At 65.0% G+C, this 14,117-nt stretch carries 15 protein-coding genes; 6 read left to right on the forward strand and 9 right to left on the reverse strand.

All coding sequences use genetic code 11. The features are described from left to right. Window positions 1–276 precede the first annotated feature (276 nt). The 3 genes from NX068_RS20455 to NX068_RS20465 are packed head-to-tail and all read right to left on the reverse strand — an operon-like array spanning window position 277 to window position 904. A complete protein-coding gene (locus NX068_RS20455) occupies window positions 277–498 on the reverse strand; it encodes a hypothetical protein (RefSeq protein ID WP_263463079.1) in 222 nt (73 codons plus the stop codon). Next, window positions 495–728 (reverse strand): DUF2188 domain-containing protein, encoded by a 234-nt coding sequence (locus NX068_RS20460; RefSeq protein ID WP_263463080.1) that lies wholly within the window; start codon window positions 726–728, stop codon window positions 495–497. The genes NX068_RS20455 and NX068_RS20460 overlap by 4 nt, the downstream gene beginning before the upstream one ends. A gap of 2 nt (window positions 729–730) precedes the next feature. Further along, the gene (locus tag NX068_RS20465) at window positions 731–904 is read right to left on the reverse strand and encodes a hypothetical protein (protein ID WP_263463081.1); all 174 of its coding nucleotides are present in this window, start codon (window positions 902–904) and stop codon (window positions 731–733) included. Window positions 905–1,028: 124 nt separating this feature from the next. Here NX068_RS20465 and NX068_RS20470 point away from each other — a divergent pair, with 124 nt between their 5' ends. The 6 genes from NX068_RS20470 (at window position 1,029) to NX068_RS20495 (ending at window position 6,234) form a co-directional block, all read left to right on the forward strand. Beyond that, window positions 1,029–1,940 (forward strand): WYL domain-containing protein, encoded by a 912-nt coding sequence (locus NX068_RS20470; protein WP_263463082.1) that lies wholly within the window; start codon window positions 1,029–1,031, stop codon window positions 1,938–1,940. A gap of 507 nt (window positions 1,941–2,447) precedes the next feature. Continuing rightward, window positions 2,448–3,512 carry a hypothetical protein gene (locus NX068_RS20475; RefSeq protein ID WP_263463083.1) on the forward strand — a complete coding sequence of 355 codons (1,065 nt, stop codon included), beginning with the start codon at window positions 2,448–2,450 and terminating at the stop codon, window positions 3,510–3,512. After that, the gene (locus NX068_RS20480; protein ID WP_263463084.1) at window positions 3,512–4,408 is read left to right on the forward strand and encodes an antitoxin; all 897 of its coding nucleotides are present in this window, start codon (window positions 3,512–3,514) and stop codon (window positions 4,406–4,408) included. Before NX068_RS20475 ends, NX068_RS20480 begins: the two co-directional genes overlap by 1 nt. A gap of 12 nt (window positions 4,409–4,420) precedes the next feature. After that, a complete protein-coding gene (locus NX068_RS20485) occupies window positions 4,421–5,338 on the forward strand; it encodes a restriction endonuclease (protein WP_263463085.1) in 918 nt (305 codons plus the stop codon). 84 nt (window positions 5,339–5,422) lie between these two features. Continuing rightward, window positions 5,423–5,854, forward strand: a complete 432-nt coding sequence (locus tag NX068_RS20490) for an H-NS histone family protein (protein WP_263463086.1) — start codon at window positions 5,423–5,425, stop codon at window positions 5,852–5,854. Window positions 5,855–5,892: 38 nt separating this feature from the next. Further along, on the forward strand, window positions 5,893–6,234 hold the full coding sequence (locus tag NX068_RS20495) for a hypothetical protein (RefSeq protein ID WP_263463087.1): 342 nt from the start codon (window positions 5,893–5,895) through the stop codon (window positions 6,232–6,234). Between the two features lie 5 nt (window positions 6,235–6,239). Here NX068_RS20495 and NX068_RS20500 read toward each other — a convergent pair whose 3' ends face one another. The 6 genes from NX068_RS20500 to NX068_RS21240 are packed head-to-tail and all read right to left on the reverse strand — an operon-like array spanning window position 6,240 to window position 14,107. After that, window positions 6,240–9,014, reverse strand: a complete 2,775-nt coding sequence (locus tag NX068_RS20500) for a conjugal transfer protein TraG N-terminal domain-containing protein (protein WP_263463088.1) — start codon at window positions 9,012–9,014, stop codon at window positions 6,240–6,242. A gap of 27 nt (window positions 9,015–9,041) precedes the next feature. Continuing rightward, window positions 9,042–10,481 (reverse strand): conjugal transfer protein TraH, encoded by a 1,440-nt coding sequence (locus tag NX068_RS20505; RefSeq protein ID WP_263463089.1) that lies wholly within the window; start codon window positions 10,479–10,481, stop codon window positions 9,042–9,044. A gap of 11 nt (window positions 10,482–10,492) precedes the next feature. After that, window positions 10,493–11,326: a conjugal transfer protein TraF gene (gene traF, locus NX068_RS20510; protein ID WP_263463090.1), complete on the reverse strand. Its 834-nt coding sequence runs from the start codon at window positions 11,324–11,326 to the stop codon at window positions 10,493–10,495. An 8-nt stretch (window positions 11,327–11,334) separates the two neighbouring features. After that, on the reverse strand, window positions 11,335–11,727 hold the full coding sequence (locus NX068_RS20515; protein WP_263463091.1) for a hypothetical protein: 393 nt from the start codon (window positions 11,725–11,727) through the stop codon (window positions 11,335–11,337). Next, entirely contained in the window at window positions 11,724–13,955 is a 2,232-nt protein-coding gene (gene traN, locus NX068_RS20520; protein ID WP_263463115.1) for a type-F conjugative transfer system mating-pair stabilization protein TraN, read from the reverse strand. The genes NX068_RS20515 and traN overlap by 4 nt, the downstream gene beginning before the upstream one ends. Continuing rightward, window positions 13,889–14,107 (reverse strand): hypothetical protein, encoded by a 219-nt coding sequence (locus tag NX068_RS21240; protein ID WP_263463092.1) that lies wholly within the window; start codon window positions 14,105–14,107, stop codon window positions 13,889–13,891. Before NX068_RS21240 ends, traN begins: the two co-directional genes overlap by 67 nt. Window positions 14,108–14,117 lie beyond the last annotated feature (10 nt).

Here is a 14,117-nt window from a genome sequence, read left to right on the forward strand (position 1 = left end):
CAACGCCATGGTCCGCACAGGCAAACATTGGGACAAATCGCTTCACGATGCTTGACTTCTAAGACGGTTACTCAGACCGGGTCGCATACGCTGACGCGTACGCCGTAGAACGGCTGGGCAAACACTCCAAAGAGTCAGTTATGGATGCAGCTCTTCCAAGGCTTTGAAATACTGCTTCGCGATATCGGTGTGGTGCTTCATTGCCGCACCTCAGATGAAGCACGCGTCGTCACTTTGCGTGTTCTACGGCAGATCATTCGAAGCAGGGAAAAAGTGTCAGTTTGCTAGCGCGCGACGTGCCGCCTGCACAGCCTTCTCACTGCCTTCCATGTCGACCGAAGCAAGCGAACCATCAGCTTTTCGCTTGAACTTGAGCCGGACGCCACCATACGGGGCGGCGGCACGGCGCGCAGCTTCGGAGATCTGTTTCTCAGCGGCGGCAGTGAGCATCTTGGTCAGGTCACGCTTGCTTGGAGCTTTGAAGTCGAGCTTGATCATGTCTGATCCTTCGGCGGGCAAGGGTCATTGCCATATGAATCGCGAGCGCGGATCTGACCGTCACGGCCTTGGATCAGGAGTTCACCTTGACCCTGGCGAGCCATCTCGCGCCCTGCCTCGATCGCAGCGGCCTGAGTGTCGTACAAGCTGCTGACCCGTTCGCCGCCTTCACGCAGGGTTCCCCACTGATCACCGCGTTGGACGATGTACACGTTGTTTGGGTTTGCCATCTTCATTTCTCCTTGCGAACGCCCTTGAACGGGCTCTTGTCGCTGGTTTTCACATCCATGAAACGGCCCGTGTTTGCATCTCGCTTGACCCAGTGCCCGGACGGCGTTTGCGTCTGACTGCGTTCACGGACTGCACCGATTCGGCGCCCATCGCCGGTCGGGGGATTCTTTGCCATTGCACTTCTCCTGTAGAGACAACCGCGACATGCGGTTGTTGATTAAGTTATATCATCAAAACGATCATGTCAACAAGCCAAAACGGTTTGACGATGCCAGCCGGTAGGCGGAGAATCCGCAGCCATGAAGACGACAGCTTCGAGCTCGGAACAGACGAGCACATTGGACGGCCTGAGCCAGACGCAGCGTGACCGGCTGGCGTACATCGAATTTCGGTTGTACTTCCTGGGAGAGGTGGGCCGTTCAGACTTGAAGAAGCGGTTCGGGGTTGCCCCCGCTGTTGCTACGCGGGACTTCGCGCTGTACAGAAGCCTTTTCAAGGACAACATTACGTTCGACAATCTCTCGAAGACCTACGTCATCGGAGAGCGTTTTGTTCCTGCTTTCCAGCATGTGTCGGATCGAGTGCTGACTGCTCTCTCGGAAGGTTTCGGTGATGGGGTGAACCCCGTGGTCGGTCCGTTGATCCCCTGCGAGATCCCTGTAGCACTAAATCGACCACGGATGGATGTGCTTGCGCCTGTCACCCGTGCGATTTACAAGGGACGAGCGGTGCGGCTGCATTACATCTCTCATACGAGCGGTGCAACGACACGTGAGATCGTGCCGTTCGCCATGGTCTCCGATGGGCTCAGGTGGCATGTCCGTGCCTTTTGTCGGATGCGCCGGACATTTCACGACTTTGTGATCAGCCGCATGGACAAGACAGAGGTGATTCTGGACGGTGAGGTCGAACAATCCGAGACGTCCGCTGAAGACATCCAGTGGAACCGGATCGTGGAGCTCGAACTCGTCCCGCATCCTGATAAGAAATCCCCGGAAATCGCGGAAAAGGATTTTGGAATGACAGACGGTGTTTTGCAGCTCAAGCTACGGGCGGCGATGGCTGGCTACGTGTTGAGGCAGTGGCACATCGACTGCACATCGGACCATCGGTTGCAAGATCAGGCCTTCCGGCTGTGGCTTCGTAATCACTTGGCCCTGTACGGCGTGGAGAGCGCCAAGTTTGCGCCTGGGTATGTGTCGCCCGAGTAATATCTGCACGAGGCTTAGCGATATCCTGGGCTGCCTGTCCCTTCTCTGCATCGTGCTCTTTCGGTTTCTAGCTGACGTATTGGTAGCCAAGCTTCGGGCTCCGCAATGGCGTTGGTGGGCACTGTGATTTGTCCCGTTCCGATAAAGCCGAGATGGAGCGCTTTCTCGACGAGCTCGCCCACGCACCGCAGCGATAGCGTCACGAAGGCTCTGCCATGACGTGGACGCGCTGGCGTCAAAGACGGCGCAGATGTGACGTTTCCCCGAGAAGAGGGGCCGAAGAGCCCTCCTCGAAGTGCGGGGTGCAGCCCACGAGCCCGACGGCGGAGGGCCGTGATGCCCAAACGCAGGACTCCTACCGACACAAGGGGCCTTTCAGCATCCGCGCTTTATTTGCTGCACAGTAAATATTGCTGCACAGGTAAATATTCGCTAGGATCGGCTTATTCACTGCACAGCAAAAAGGCCTTAGTGCCCATGCATGAGTCCAGCCTGACGGAAAGACAGTTGATCAGCCGCTTCGTGGACGCTCTGCGGGAACTTCCCGACGTGGAGGCCGACCTCGACCATTGGGAGCCGGCAAGCAAGCAAGGCGACCGTGGGCATGACGCCCAGGTCGATCTGCGCGTTGCTGGCAAGTCCTTCGTCTTGCTGATCGAAGCCAAGAAGGCAGTCTTCCCCCGGGATGTCCGGCAAGTGATCTGGCAGTTCCGGGAGGCAAGCCACGGACGGCCCACAGGGCAGGGCGCAGAGGCTCTGTCGCTTCTCGTCGCTGAGTCCATCTCCCCCGGTGCGAAGGAACTGCTCAGAAACGAGCGTGTTGGCTACTACGACAGCGGCGGCAGCCTGTACCTGCCTGCGCCAGGTGCGTATCTGTACATCGACAAGCCGCCCCCCAAGACCTTTGCGAAGTCGGTGCGCGCACTGTTCTCCGGACGGCGCGCGCAGGTCCTGCACGCGCTGCTGGTCCGGCATCAGAACTGGTTCGGCGTCACAGAGCTGGCGCAGTTGGCGATGGTGTCGCCCGCCACCGCCTCGCAAGTGTTGACTGAGCTTGAGCGTTTCGACTGGTTGGCGGCGCGCGGCCAAGGCCCGGCCAAGGAACGCCACCTGCGCGAGCCGGCGGCCTTGCTCGATGCATGGACCAAGCAACTCGCCGCCATTCGGCCGTCGACCCTGCACCGGTACTATGTGCCCGGCACGAAGGCCGACGCGCTGGAGGCGCGGATCGGCCAGGTCTTCGACGCGCGCAGCGTCGAGTACGCCGTGAGCCACGAGACCGCAGCACAACGTTATGCGCCGTTCCTCTCCAACGTGTCGCAGGTGCGCGTACGGGTGCTGATCGGCGCTAATGCCGACGCCGCGATCGGCGAGTTGAACGCACGGGCCGTCAGCGAAGGTGCCAACCTGGCCATCATCGAAGCCAAGTCGCCAGGCGAACTGCTGTTCCGTGAGCGGGTCGGTGGCCTGTGGCTGGCCAGCCCGATCCAGATCTATCTCGACCTGTTGCGCGGCGAAGGCCGCTCGAAGGAAATGGCCGAGCATTTCCGCAAAGAAAGGATCGGCTTCTGATGGCCAAGCCCGCAACGCTCGACGGCTACAGCGACCAGTATACGGTGGACTGCGAACGTGTCCTCGTAACGCTGCTGCGTGGTCTCGGACCGTGGAAGGATTCGATCTACCTGATCGGCGGACTCACGCCCCGGTATCTCGTTGCCGCGCGACCGCCGGTGGTACCGGCGCATGCGGGTACCCTGGACGTGGACATCGTGATCGACCTGCAGATCCTGGCCGACACCGAGGCGTACCACACGCTGGAGGACAACCTCAAGAAGATGGGCTTCGAGCGTGCGGAGAACGAGAAGCAGCAGAAGCTCTCCTGGCGCTGGCAGACCCGCACTGAGCACGGTGCGCTGATGGTGCTGGAACTGCTCGCGGACGCACCGGACATCGCCGGCGGCAAGGTTCAGCCGCTGCCGACGGAAGGCACGATCTCGGCCCTGAACATCCCGCATTCATCGATCGTTTTCGACCTGCACCAGGTCGCCGAAATCCAGGTCGAACTGTTGGGTGACAACGGCATCGCCACCGAGAAGATCAAGCATGCCAACCTCGTCAGCTTCACCTGCCTGAAGTCCTTCGCGTTCGACCAGCGCTTCGAGCGCAAGGATGCACACGACTTGATCTACTGCATCGAGCACGCCCCTGAAGGCATCGACGCTGTGGCGGAGGCTTTCCGCAAGGAGCGTGGCGGCAGGCACGCTACCGTCGTCGAAGCCTCGCTGGCGATCCTGCGCAGCCGCTTTGCAGGCGACGAGAAGACCGAGGGCTATCGCAAGGACGGCCCGGTGTCGGTCGCCAAGTTCGAGCTGGGCGAGGGCAACGACACGGAGCAACGCGAAACGAGGGCGCTGCGGCAGCGGCAGGCCAGCGACGTGATCGAACAACTACTGGCCCGGATCGGCTAGAGGGCACACGACATGATTTTTCCTGCCGATATCAAAGGCTGCATGAAGGACTGCATCCTGTCGCTGTTTTGGCCGCGCAAGGACATTGTGGGCTTCTTCGAGAAGCACGGATGCACGAAGGCGGAGACCGCGTCCCTCCAGATAGAGGGCGAGAACGCACTCAAGCGACACGAAGTCGTTGATTCTCTGTTCTCCGCGCTCGCGGCACGTCAAGACAATGGTCTGGGCCCATTCCGAGCCATGCTGCAGTCGCTGCTGAGCTGGTCGCATTTCGATCCGTACTACTTCGACAAGCTGCGGAAGCTGGATCGGAGCACGGCCAACAAGAACTTGGAGCACCTTCGCCAACTGCAAGAAATTCGTGACGCCAAGATCAAGTCCGATCGCGAGCGCCGGGCCGCGCAGGAGGCGGTGCGCCAGCAACCCACGGCGTCGTTAGAGCAATTGCGTGCCGAGTACCTCGATCTGCTCGCCAACAAGACTTCGCGGCAGCAGCGCGGTTACGTGCTGGAGCGCATTCTGGCCGAGTTGTCGCGCCTTTCGCGACTGGAGGCCACGGAGGCCTTTCGCGTCAACGGCGAGCAAGTCGACGGCGCGGTGAAGTTCGATGGGGAGCACTATCTTATCGAGGCCAAGTGGCAAGAACGATCCGCCAGCAACGAGCCGGTCTACCAATTCGCAGGCAAGGTGGCGGGGAAACTGTACGGACGGGGCCTTTTCATCTCGGTGAATGGCTTCAGTCCAGAAGTAATCCGAAGCCTCGTCATGGGTAAAGAGATTCAGACGCTCTTCGTCGATGGCGAAGACCTGATCCTGGTGCTGGAGGGGCATCTCACGCTGCGAGACATGATCGACCGCAAAGTGAAGGCAGCTCAGACGAAGGGGCTGATCTACGTTCATCCGATTTCGGGTGCCGAGAAAAAGTCGTAGTCATCCGCAAAGCGGCAAATTCAAAAGGGGAGTTTTCTTATGGATCGTGAAACTACCGGCCGACAGGCGCAGGATGTGCATCCTATGGACCTTTCCAGTTATTCACTGGCTCAACTGCGGCAGCTCCACAGCCGTATCTCCTCAGCGATCCGGCAGCGCGAGCGCGGAGCGAAGGAGGTGCTTCTGAAGAAGCTGACTTCGCTGGCCAAGGCTGAAGGTTTTGCGCTCACGGACATCCTTCCAGTGGCGGCGGAACCCACCAATGGCGGTAAGTTGCGGCAGCAGGACTCTGGCGCGGCGCCGTCGTCGAAGGCCAGATCGCCGCTGCCGGCCAAGTACGCGCATCCGAACGACCGGACTTTGTCCTGGTCCGGAAGGGGACGGAAGCCCCAGTGGGTGGAGGCCTGGATGTCGAACGGTGGTGCGCTGGATGCGCTCGCCCGCGCTGCCGAAGTCTTTGCGACGGGCAAGGGGCGTCGCATTCGTGGCGCTGGGGGTGCTAAAACGAAAGCCTGAGTTGAACGAGTGCGCTGCTGGCGTATTCTGGAACGATGATGCGCAAGGCCGTTTTCCTTTTCTTCCTGCTGCTCGGTATCGGCATCGGTTTCCTCTCCGTCCGGGACGAGGAGTGGGGGCTGTGCATCGTCATGATGTGCGTGGGAGCGTTGTTCGGAGGGGCGATCGGCGGCGGGCTGTCGGGCATTGGAAGCAAGCAGAAGGGACGGTTGCCGCTCCGCTCCGAAGAGGAGGAGAACCCGATCCCCGGCATGGGATACTCAGGGCGGGATTTGGCTGCCAACTACTGGCGGGACAAAGGCCATCCTCCATTCATGAAGCCACCTGAGCCCGACCCCACGCATGGAAGCCGGATGTTCGATCCCGACAAGCTTCAATGACGGCCCTACTTACGCAGCACGTCCCTCACCGCCTGTCTCGCGTTGTCGAGGATCGGCGCGGCGTCTTCGACCACCTGCTTGCCTGACTGCGCCATCAAGGACCGTTCTGAAGCGAGCGTGCCGTCGGATGTCTGGGTGATCGCCGCCTTCTCGTCGAAAGCGCTCCAGTCCCCGGCGGTGGTCGACTGTATTCGTGCTCCCTGGGCCTGGACGTCTTCCCGTAGTTGAGAAGGTGCAGTCTCTTTGCTTGAAGAGGCGATCGACGATGCGCCGAAGCGCTGAACTTCCGTGGTCTGGTTCCGGTGCCGCCCGGCAATGTCGGGGGACAGCTCCGGCGCCGCAGCGTCCTGATGGTGCTGCGCACGCACGTCGCCAAACGACAAAGGCACCGCGCTGCCGTCGGAGAAGAGCCGGTTCGGCCGGATCGACTGGCGTGCCAACTCGGCTTCCATCAAGACATGGGCGGACGCGCTGTTCCCACCGTATTCCTGCGCGTAGCGGGTGAACATCGCCAAGTTGTGGGGATCCTGGGCGATGTCGATGGAAATCGTCTCGCCGCGTTCATAGGCCGCGGACATTCGCTCGGCAAAGGCGGTGCGCTCGGCCAGGGCCGCGTCGGCGCGTTCGGAGCGGCTGGTGGCGGTGGCGAGGCGTGAAGCCATGTCTTGTGCTTCGCGCGCGTCGTCCGCGACGATGGCCGCGAAGCTCGTGTCCCGGGATACGCGGTCGCCGAACTGCTTGAATTCGGCAATCTGATCGCTGGTCAAGGACGTCATCACACGCCGTTCTTCCGCAGACAGCCCCGACAAGAAGCTCTTGTCGGCGGTCGCGTTGCCCTGCAGTCCGGCGAATCTTGTGCTAAAGCCCAGATGCCCGGAGGCACCGAAGGCGATGCGGGCCACCTGCGACTGGCTGAGCCCGGTACTGTCGGCCACGCCTTGGCTGATCTGGTCCAGGCGGTTCAACGACTCGCCGAACTGTTCGAAGCTGCTGGACGACGAGCCGGTGCTGCTGCGCGACGAGTGCAGCTTGGCCAAGCCGCGGCTGAACGCCTGGGCCAGCACCGTCGAGCGCTCGGTATGGGCGGCCACCGCCTCGCCGCGGGCCGCATCGGCCTGGCGGCTGGCTTCGGTCACGTCCTGCTCGGCTACGCGCATCGACACCACGCGGGACGCGAAGCCCTGGTTGCGCAGCAGGCTCAATGCGGTGCGCCCGGTCAGCGCGTTGCTGCTGAAGGTGTCGCCGCTGAGGTCGTTCTGCCAACTGCGCATGAAGGCCGAGGTGCGGTTGGGCGCGAGCCGCATCTGGTCCATGGTCACGTTGCCCAGGCTGGTGTTGCCTACCGCGGCCGAGCCGGTGGCCGCACCCAGCATGGCCTGCAGGCCGGACAGCCCCCCGACCATGACAGAGCCGAAGTTCTCCATGCGCTTCAGGGCGGCCCAGGCGATGAAAGGGATGGTGATCGACAGGTAACCCACCACCGCTTCGCCGGAGATCGTGCGCGAATAAATCGACGAGGCGGTCTGCAGCGACAGTGCCTTCATTCCCGTGCCGAGGTCGGCCGCCGCGGCGATGTCGTAGGCGGCGTAGATGGAGGCCATATAGTTCAGCACCGCATACAGAGGCGGCCACAGCTGGATCCAGATCAGGATGGTGGCGTAGCCCTTGAAGGCGATCATCGACTCGCGGCCGCTGGTGAGCAGCAGCAACAGCACGAAGAGCGGGAAGAGCGCATAGGTCACCGCCTCGATGACGTTGCGGAACACCGGCAGGGCCTGTTCGGCGACCTTGCCGGCGTTGATCCACGCTGCGTTCTGCTGCGCGACGCCCTGTGCGCGGCCGACGGCCAGGATCATCGCCGCGGGGTCGTTCACTTTCTGGCCGACGATCTTGCCGGTGTCGGCGATCGCGTTGAGGACGGCGTTCTGGCGTATCAGGTCGGCGGCGGTGGCCGAGGCCGCGGCGATGCCGTTTTTCAGGTAGGCCTGCTGGATCTGCCCGGCGATCGCGGCCGCGGCGGCCGTGCCGGGCAGGGTGGGATTGAGCTGGAAGGCGAGGTGGCCTTCGATGCGGCTGATCTGCGCCGGCAGCCGGCTGTTGAGGTTGAGGTAGGCGTTCGGGCAGGTGTCGATGGTGCTGCTGCCAGTGGCGCTGGTGATCGGTGTGAAGCGCGCCGGGTTGGGGCTGGCCATCAACGCCCAGACATCGTCCGCCGTTGAGAAGGCGGCCGGATCGAGGGTGCCGTCGAGCAGATCAAAGGTCGTGCAGTTGTGGATGAAGTTGATCAAATCGGTGCGGAAGTTCGGATCATTGAACACGACATTGCTAGTCTCGCGGATCAGCCGGCTGCCGAACATCAGGCCGTTGCGCTCGTAGGTCAGCTCGCTCGGTAGCGCGCCTGCCCCGGGGATCAACTGGAAGGCGGTCTCGAAGAGACCCGTCAGGGTGTGCCCGATCGTGCTGGTGAGGCTACCCAGCAGCGCCGCGCCGAACGGCACGTTGTCGACGACCTGCACCGGCGTGCCGCCGGTCTTGTCTACGATGCCCACAGACACCTTGGGCACGATCAGCACGGAGAAGACCAGCAGCACGGTGGCGAGCCATTTCCAGCCCTGCAGCTTTTCCGGGGCGAAGGCGTAGGCGATCAGCGCGGCGACGAAGCCGCAGAAGGCCACCGCCGCCACCGCCGACAGGTAGTCGCCCGAGGCATGGATCGCCGCCGCGGCGTTGAAGACGCCGAAGAGGCTCGCCGCGTTCTGGTAGGCGTAGATCTCCCACATGACCCGGTCTCTGGCAGTGGGCTGCGATCAGCGCGCCAGGTAGGCGGCCTGGTGGCCCAGCATGTCCATGACGTGCTGCGGCATGCTGGTGCGCAACTGGCGCTCCAGTTCCTCGAGGTGGCCCGACACCGCGCGGAAGGAGCCGACCTTCTGGTACAGCAGATTCTTCTCCTGCGAGATCTGCCACAGCATCGCCTGCGTGCGCTGGCGGATCGCCGCCGCCTGTTCGCGCTGGGTCTGCTGCAGCGTGTAGTCCTTGTCCAGCGCCGCCATGCCGAGACGCAGGTTGCGTTCGAGAAACACGTAGGCGTAGTCGGCGGCGATCAGGTCGCGGTACTGCGCGATCAGGCTGTCGGCCAGACCCGAGCCGGGGATACTGGTGCCGATCGACAACATCTTGTAGACCGGTTCTGTGGTCTGGTTGACGAAGCCGACCTCGGGCGAGTTGTTGGGGATGGCGCTGCGGGTGGCGATCTTGTCCGCGATCGATCGCATCAGCGTCTCGACGCGGGCGGTGAAGGGCGTATGGTTGTAGGCGGTGTTGAGCGACACCCCGTCGCAGGCGCTATGGTTGTTGCAGCGCAGGAGATGCTGGACCACGTTGCCGCTGCCGGCGGCGGCCTGGCCGTAGAGCAACTGGCTGATCGAGGTCAGCGTGGGCGCGATCGGCTCCGGATCGCGGCCCGATTCCTCCGGATAGTAGATGATGGTGCCGACGATGCTCATGATCAGTTCGCGCTCGGCGTCGTCCAGGTAGCCGCCGGTATGCTGCAGCGCCTTCCAGGTCAGGTTGCCGACGAAGGGCGCCTTGTTGCGGATGTTGGCGTCGCCCGAGCTGCGCGCGGTGGACAGGATGCTCGGGCGGTCGCTCGCGCAGCGCCGGCGCGCGGCGTCGCGGTCGCTCTCCATGCCGAGTTCGATGGCCAGGTCGGCGCAGGTTTCCTGCGAACTGTAGCCGAGCGACTCGGCCGCGGTGCTGACGATGGCCTTGGCGGTTTCGCAGGAGTTGATGCGTGCGTTGTTGATCCAGGTCTCCAACCCCTTTGCCCACTTCGTCAGGCCACCCAGGAGCGGCGAGACCGCCTCCAGCGCCAACTGAAAGGCGATGCCGGGCAGGGCCGCGGTGATGTTGCGCAGCATGTTCTTGAATTCGTCGGCGGAGATGTGGCTGAAGCTGCCCCCGAAGACGTCGATGCCGCCGCAGCCCGCCTTGGCGCTGGGGAACTGGACCGCCGCGAGCTGATAGACCTTGTTGGGCGAGCACATCATCAGGTTGCCGCCGGTATAGGTGTTGTAGGCCTGCCCGCGAAACGCCCCCGGGGCGGTGTAGTTGCCGATTGCGCCGAGGTTGTCGAACATCGCGTTCACTTCGCTGTTGAGATCACCCGCATGCACCCGTGGCGGCAAAAGGACGGTGCCGGCCGCCAGGACCACGGCGAGCGCTCGGCGCAGGGGGACGGTGTGCATGGCGGGGACTCCTATGGCAGGGCGAGTTGGCGCGCGGCGCCGGGCAGCAGGGCTTCGCCCTCGGGGCTGGCAACGATGGCGATGCGTTCGAGCAACTGGGATTCGGACAGCACGCCGAAGCCGATCGGGGTGATCCGGCCGGTGAAGGGCTGGGCAAGGAAGACTGCCGGCACCTGCGACACCTCGAGCGCGGCCGAGATGCCGTTGTCCATGCGCGCGGCCGGAAAGCCCGGCAGCGGCCCGCCGTCCAGGCTGACCGCGACGACCTGGATGCCGTGCCGCGCCTGGAAAGCTTCCAGCACGGGCGCGAAGGCGTGGCAATACGGGCAGTCCGCCCGGTAAAAGAAGAACAGCACGTGGTCCTCGCCCAGGCGGGCCACGGTGCGCGAGCGTTCGTTGCGCTGGGCCTCCTCGAAGACTTCCAGTGCCTTCGCGTTGACCGGGCGGCCTTCAAGGGTGGGGTCGAGTTCGGGCGTGGCCCAGGCCACCCGGCGTGCGACATCGGCAAAGGCGGATGCCTGGCGCACGACCCTCGCCTCGAGCGCCATGTAACGCCGCACATTGCTTTCGGTGGGCCGGATGACCGCGATGTTGCGGTACGCCTCCAGCGTCTTCTGCAGGTGTTCGAATTCGTCCAGCTCCGGGGCTCGCCCGGCGTCCGGCTGTGCCGTCGGCGGGGCTGATATCGCCGGCTGCGCTTGTTCCTCGGCGACGGGATCCTCGTAGAAGTGCCAGCCGCGCCAACTGTCCCGCCAGTACGGCGATCCGCTTTCCCCGGCGGCACCGGCCGGCAGCCCGACCGCCAGGCCGAGGGCAAGCAACAAAGGAAGCGGGCGGCGGGCCATGGCGGTGCCTACTCGAGGGACCTGGGCGGCCGCCCGTCGAGGCAGTAGTCGATGCCGAACGCGATGGTTTGTCGGCGCGGCCCGGGGGCGTCCGGCAGCACGACGCCTTCCTGCCAGAAGGTCACGTTCAGCCGCGCGCAGCCGGGCTGCGCGTAGCGGCGTTCGGTGGTGACGTCGATGTGGATCGGTGACGTGGCCTGGAAGTGTCGGGTGATCGCCTCGGCGATCTCTCCGGTGAGCACGCCGTATGCCGTGCCGTCGGGCGCGCGCAGCGCGGCGAGCATCACCGGCCGGGCGTCAGGCACCGGCGTGCGGTAGGGCACGTCCGCGGCGGCGCTGGGCACAGGTGTGCAGAAGGCGCCGAGCACGTAGGCGAGCGCGAGGCGTGACGGGCGGTTCATGGGCAGCGCCCCTGTCCGTAGTAGCACTGGCCCGCCCGCGCGGCGTTGTCCGACTGGAGGGCGCCGACGTCGGGCAGGGTGGGCACGATGGAGGCGTAGAACTCGGAGAGGTCCATCGCGGCGAAGTCGAGCGCCTGCAACTGCGCGATCGTGAAGCCGGAGCAATCCGGATTCCTGGCGCTGCCCCAGCCCTTGCCGACCTGCGCCCGGCCCTGCTCGTTGACGATGCGCGCCAGCACGCTGTTGAAGCAGCACTTCCCGGTGGTGTGCTCGATGCACGACACGCACTTGCCGAGCACCCGGATGCACGACGAACAATAGGTGCCGATCTTGCGGCACAGGCGCGCGCCCTCTTGCAGGGCCAGGCGCCCCTCGTTCTCGTTGCACGACATCATCGACATCACGACGTAGATCACCACCGCGATGGCCAACGACCAGGGGTCGAAGGCGATCACCACGTTGGCCCCCGAATACAGCGCCACCGAGCCGGCCGGCACGGCCGCGCCGTTGATCGCGACGGTGACGCCGTAGGTCGTGAAGCTGCCGGAGAAGCCGCCGCCGAGCAGCAGGGCCTGCAGTCCCTGGTAGATGAACGCGCGGTTCGACGAATTCATCAGCACGTCGTAGACGAGCCGCGACCCGGTGCCGAACAGGCTCTGGTTGGTCATGCCGGCGCCGGACGAATCCGACATGCAGCAGTCCTTCAGCAGGCGGTCGCGGCACTTCGCCGCCTCGCCCGAGAAGACCCGCATGGTGTCGGTGTCGAGATAGACGCCGGCCTCGCGCGCCGCTTCCATGAAGGACATCGAGCGGGCGAAGTCGGCGTCGTGGGTGTAGGCGGTGCTGAAGCAGTTGCCGGCCACGCAGAAGACGTCGGCCGGGCAGTTCGACGCGGTTACCGCGGTGCCGGCGGCGACCGGGCAGGTGTAGGTGTGCTCGGCGATCTCGCACGAGCCGGTCGCCGCGTTCGCCTGCCGGCAGACGGTGCCCGCCGGCGTGCAGCCCGCCGCGGCGAGCGGGGCGCATTCGTCGCTGGGGGCGCCGTGCGTGCACGACAGCGCCGTCTCGTAGCGCCAGCAGTCCCGCGTGACCGGCGCGCCGTCGATGAGCTTGGTCGCCGGCCCGTCGACGCAGCGCGCCGCCTCGCTCACCGCGCAGCGCCCGTCGGCGGCGAGCGCGGGGCAGTGATCGTCCCAGCGGTCGGCCTCCGCCACCTCGGTGTGCGGGCGCAGGTAGCTCAAGGTCATCCGCGGGATCGGGCCGTAGGCGGGATTGAGCTTCCAGCCGACCACCGGGCGCTGCGAATGCACCCCCCAGAAATACCCCGGCACAGTTCCGGTCTGGTCGATGCCGAACTGCCCACCCGGCGGGGAGGTCGACGCGTAGCAGCGCGCCTCGTCGAGCCAGGTCGGCTGCCACTCGCCCGGCTCGCCGCCGGGGCTGGTCGGGTTCAAAATGTGGTTGCCGCTCTGGGTGCCGGCGGGGCAGGCGCCGTAGACCTCGAGGAACGGGCGCACCTGCTCGCAGTTCCCGCCGATGCCGTAGCCGTACTCCTCGCCGCTGCAGACCAGGCGGTATTCGCGGGCGATCAGCACGGTGAGCCGGCAAGCGTCGCCCACGCACTGGTTGTCGGCGACCCAGGCGCCGTTCTGGCCGCCGCCCCAGCCGGCGCCGGTGTTGGGCAGCGTCGCGACCCGTTGCGGGAAGACGAGCGGCGTGCCCATGTCCACGTCGAAGTAGGCCAGCGGCGTGCCGCCCTGGGTGACACGGAAATGCTGCCGCGCGGCCGGCCGGTCCGGCAGGCACTGCACCGCGGCGCCGGTCGCGCCCGAGGCGGCGGACACGAACCACTCGCCCGGCGTGCAACTGCTGCTGCGCGCCACCGACACCGTCAGGCTGCGGGCGCAGCGTTGTGCGCCGGCGCCGCTGTACTGCCGGCAGACGCGGGTCTCCGTTGCCGCGCCCGGCACCGTGTCGACCTGGCAGCCGCTGTAGAAGCTGGCGATGTTCTCCAGCGACAGCGACGGGTTGGCCGCGATCCGGCGTGCCTCGGCCACGGCCGGATCGTAGGGGGAGATGGTGTCGCGCGGGAGGTTGGCCGACGTGCTTGCGCCGACCTGGGCCTCGCAGACCGGATCGTCCGGCGCCGCGGCGCAGGCATTCAGGCGCGCGTTGGCCTGGCCGCCAAGGTTCGGCTGGCCGTAGTAGGCGGATTCGGGCGGCGAGATGGTGTAGCCGGGGACGACGGCGGCCGCGTCGGCCGCGCGGCGGCATTGGCGGCCTGGCCCGCCGCGGTGCCTTCGGCATGGGGCTGCGCAAGCGCCGTGGTCTGCGTCGTCACGAAGCAGACCAGCGTGATGCCGATGACGAGGCGGCGCATGGCGGGGCTC

The sequence above is a fragment of the Thauera carbonicopians genome (assembly GCF_025699485.1).
Taxonomy (GTDB): domain Bacteria; phylum Pseudomonadota; class Gammaproteobacteria; order Burkholderiales; family Rhodocyclaceae; genus Thauera.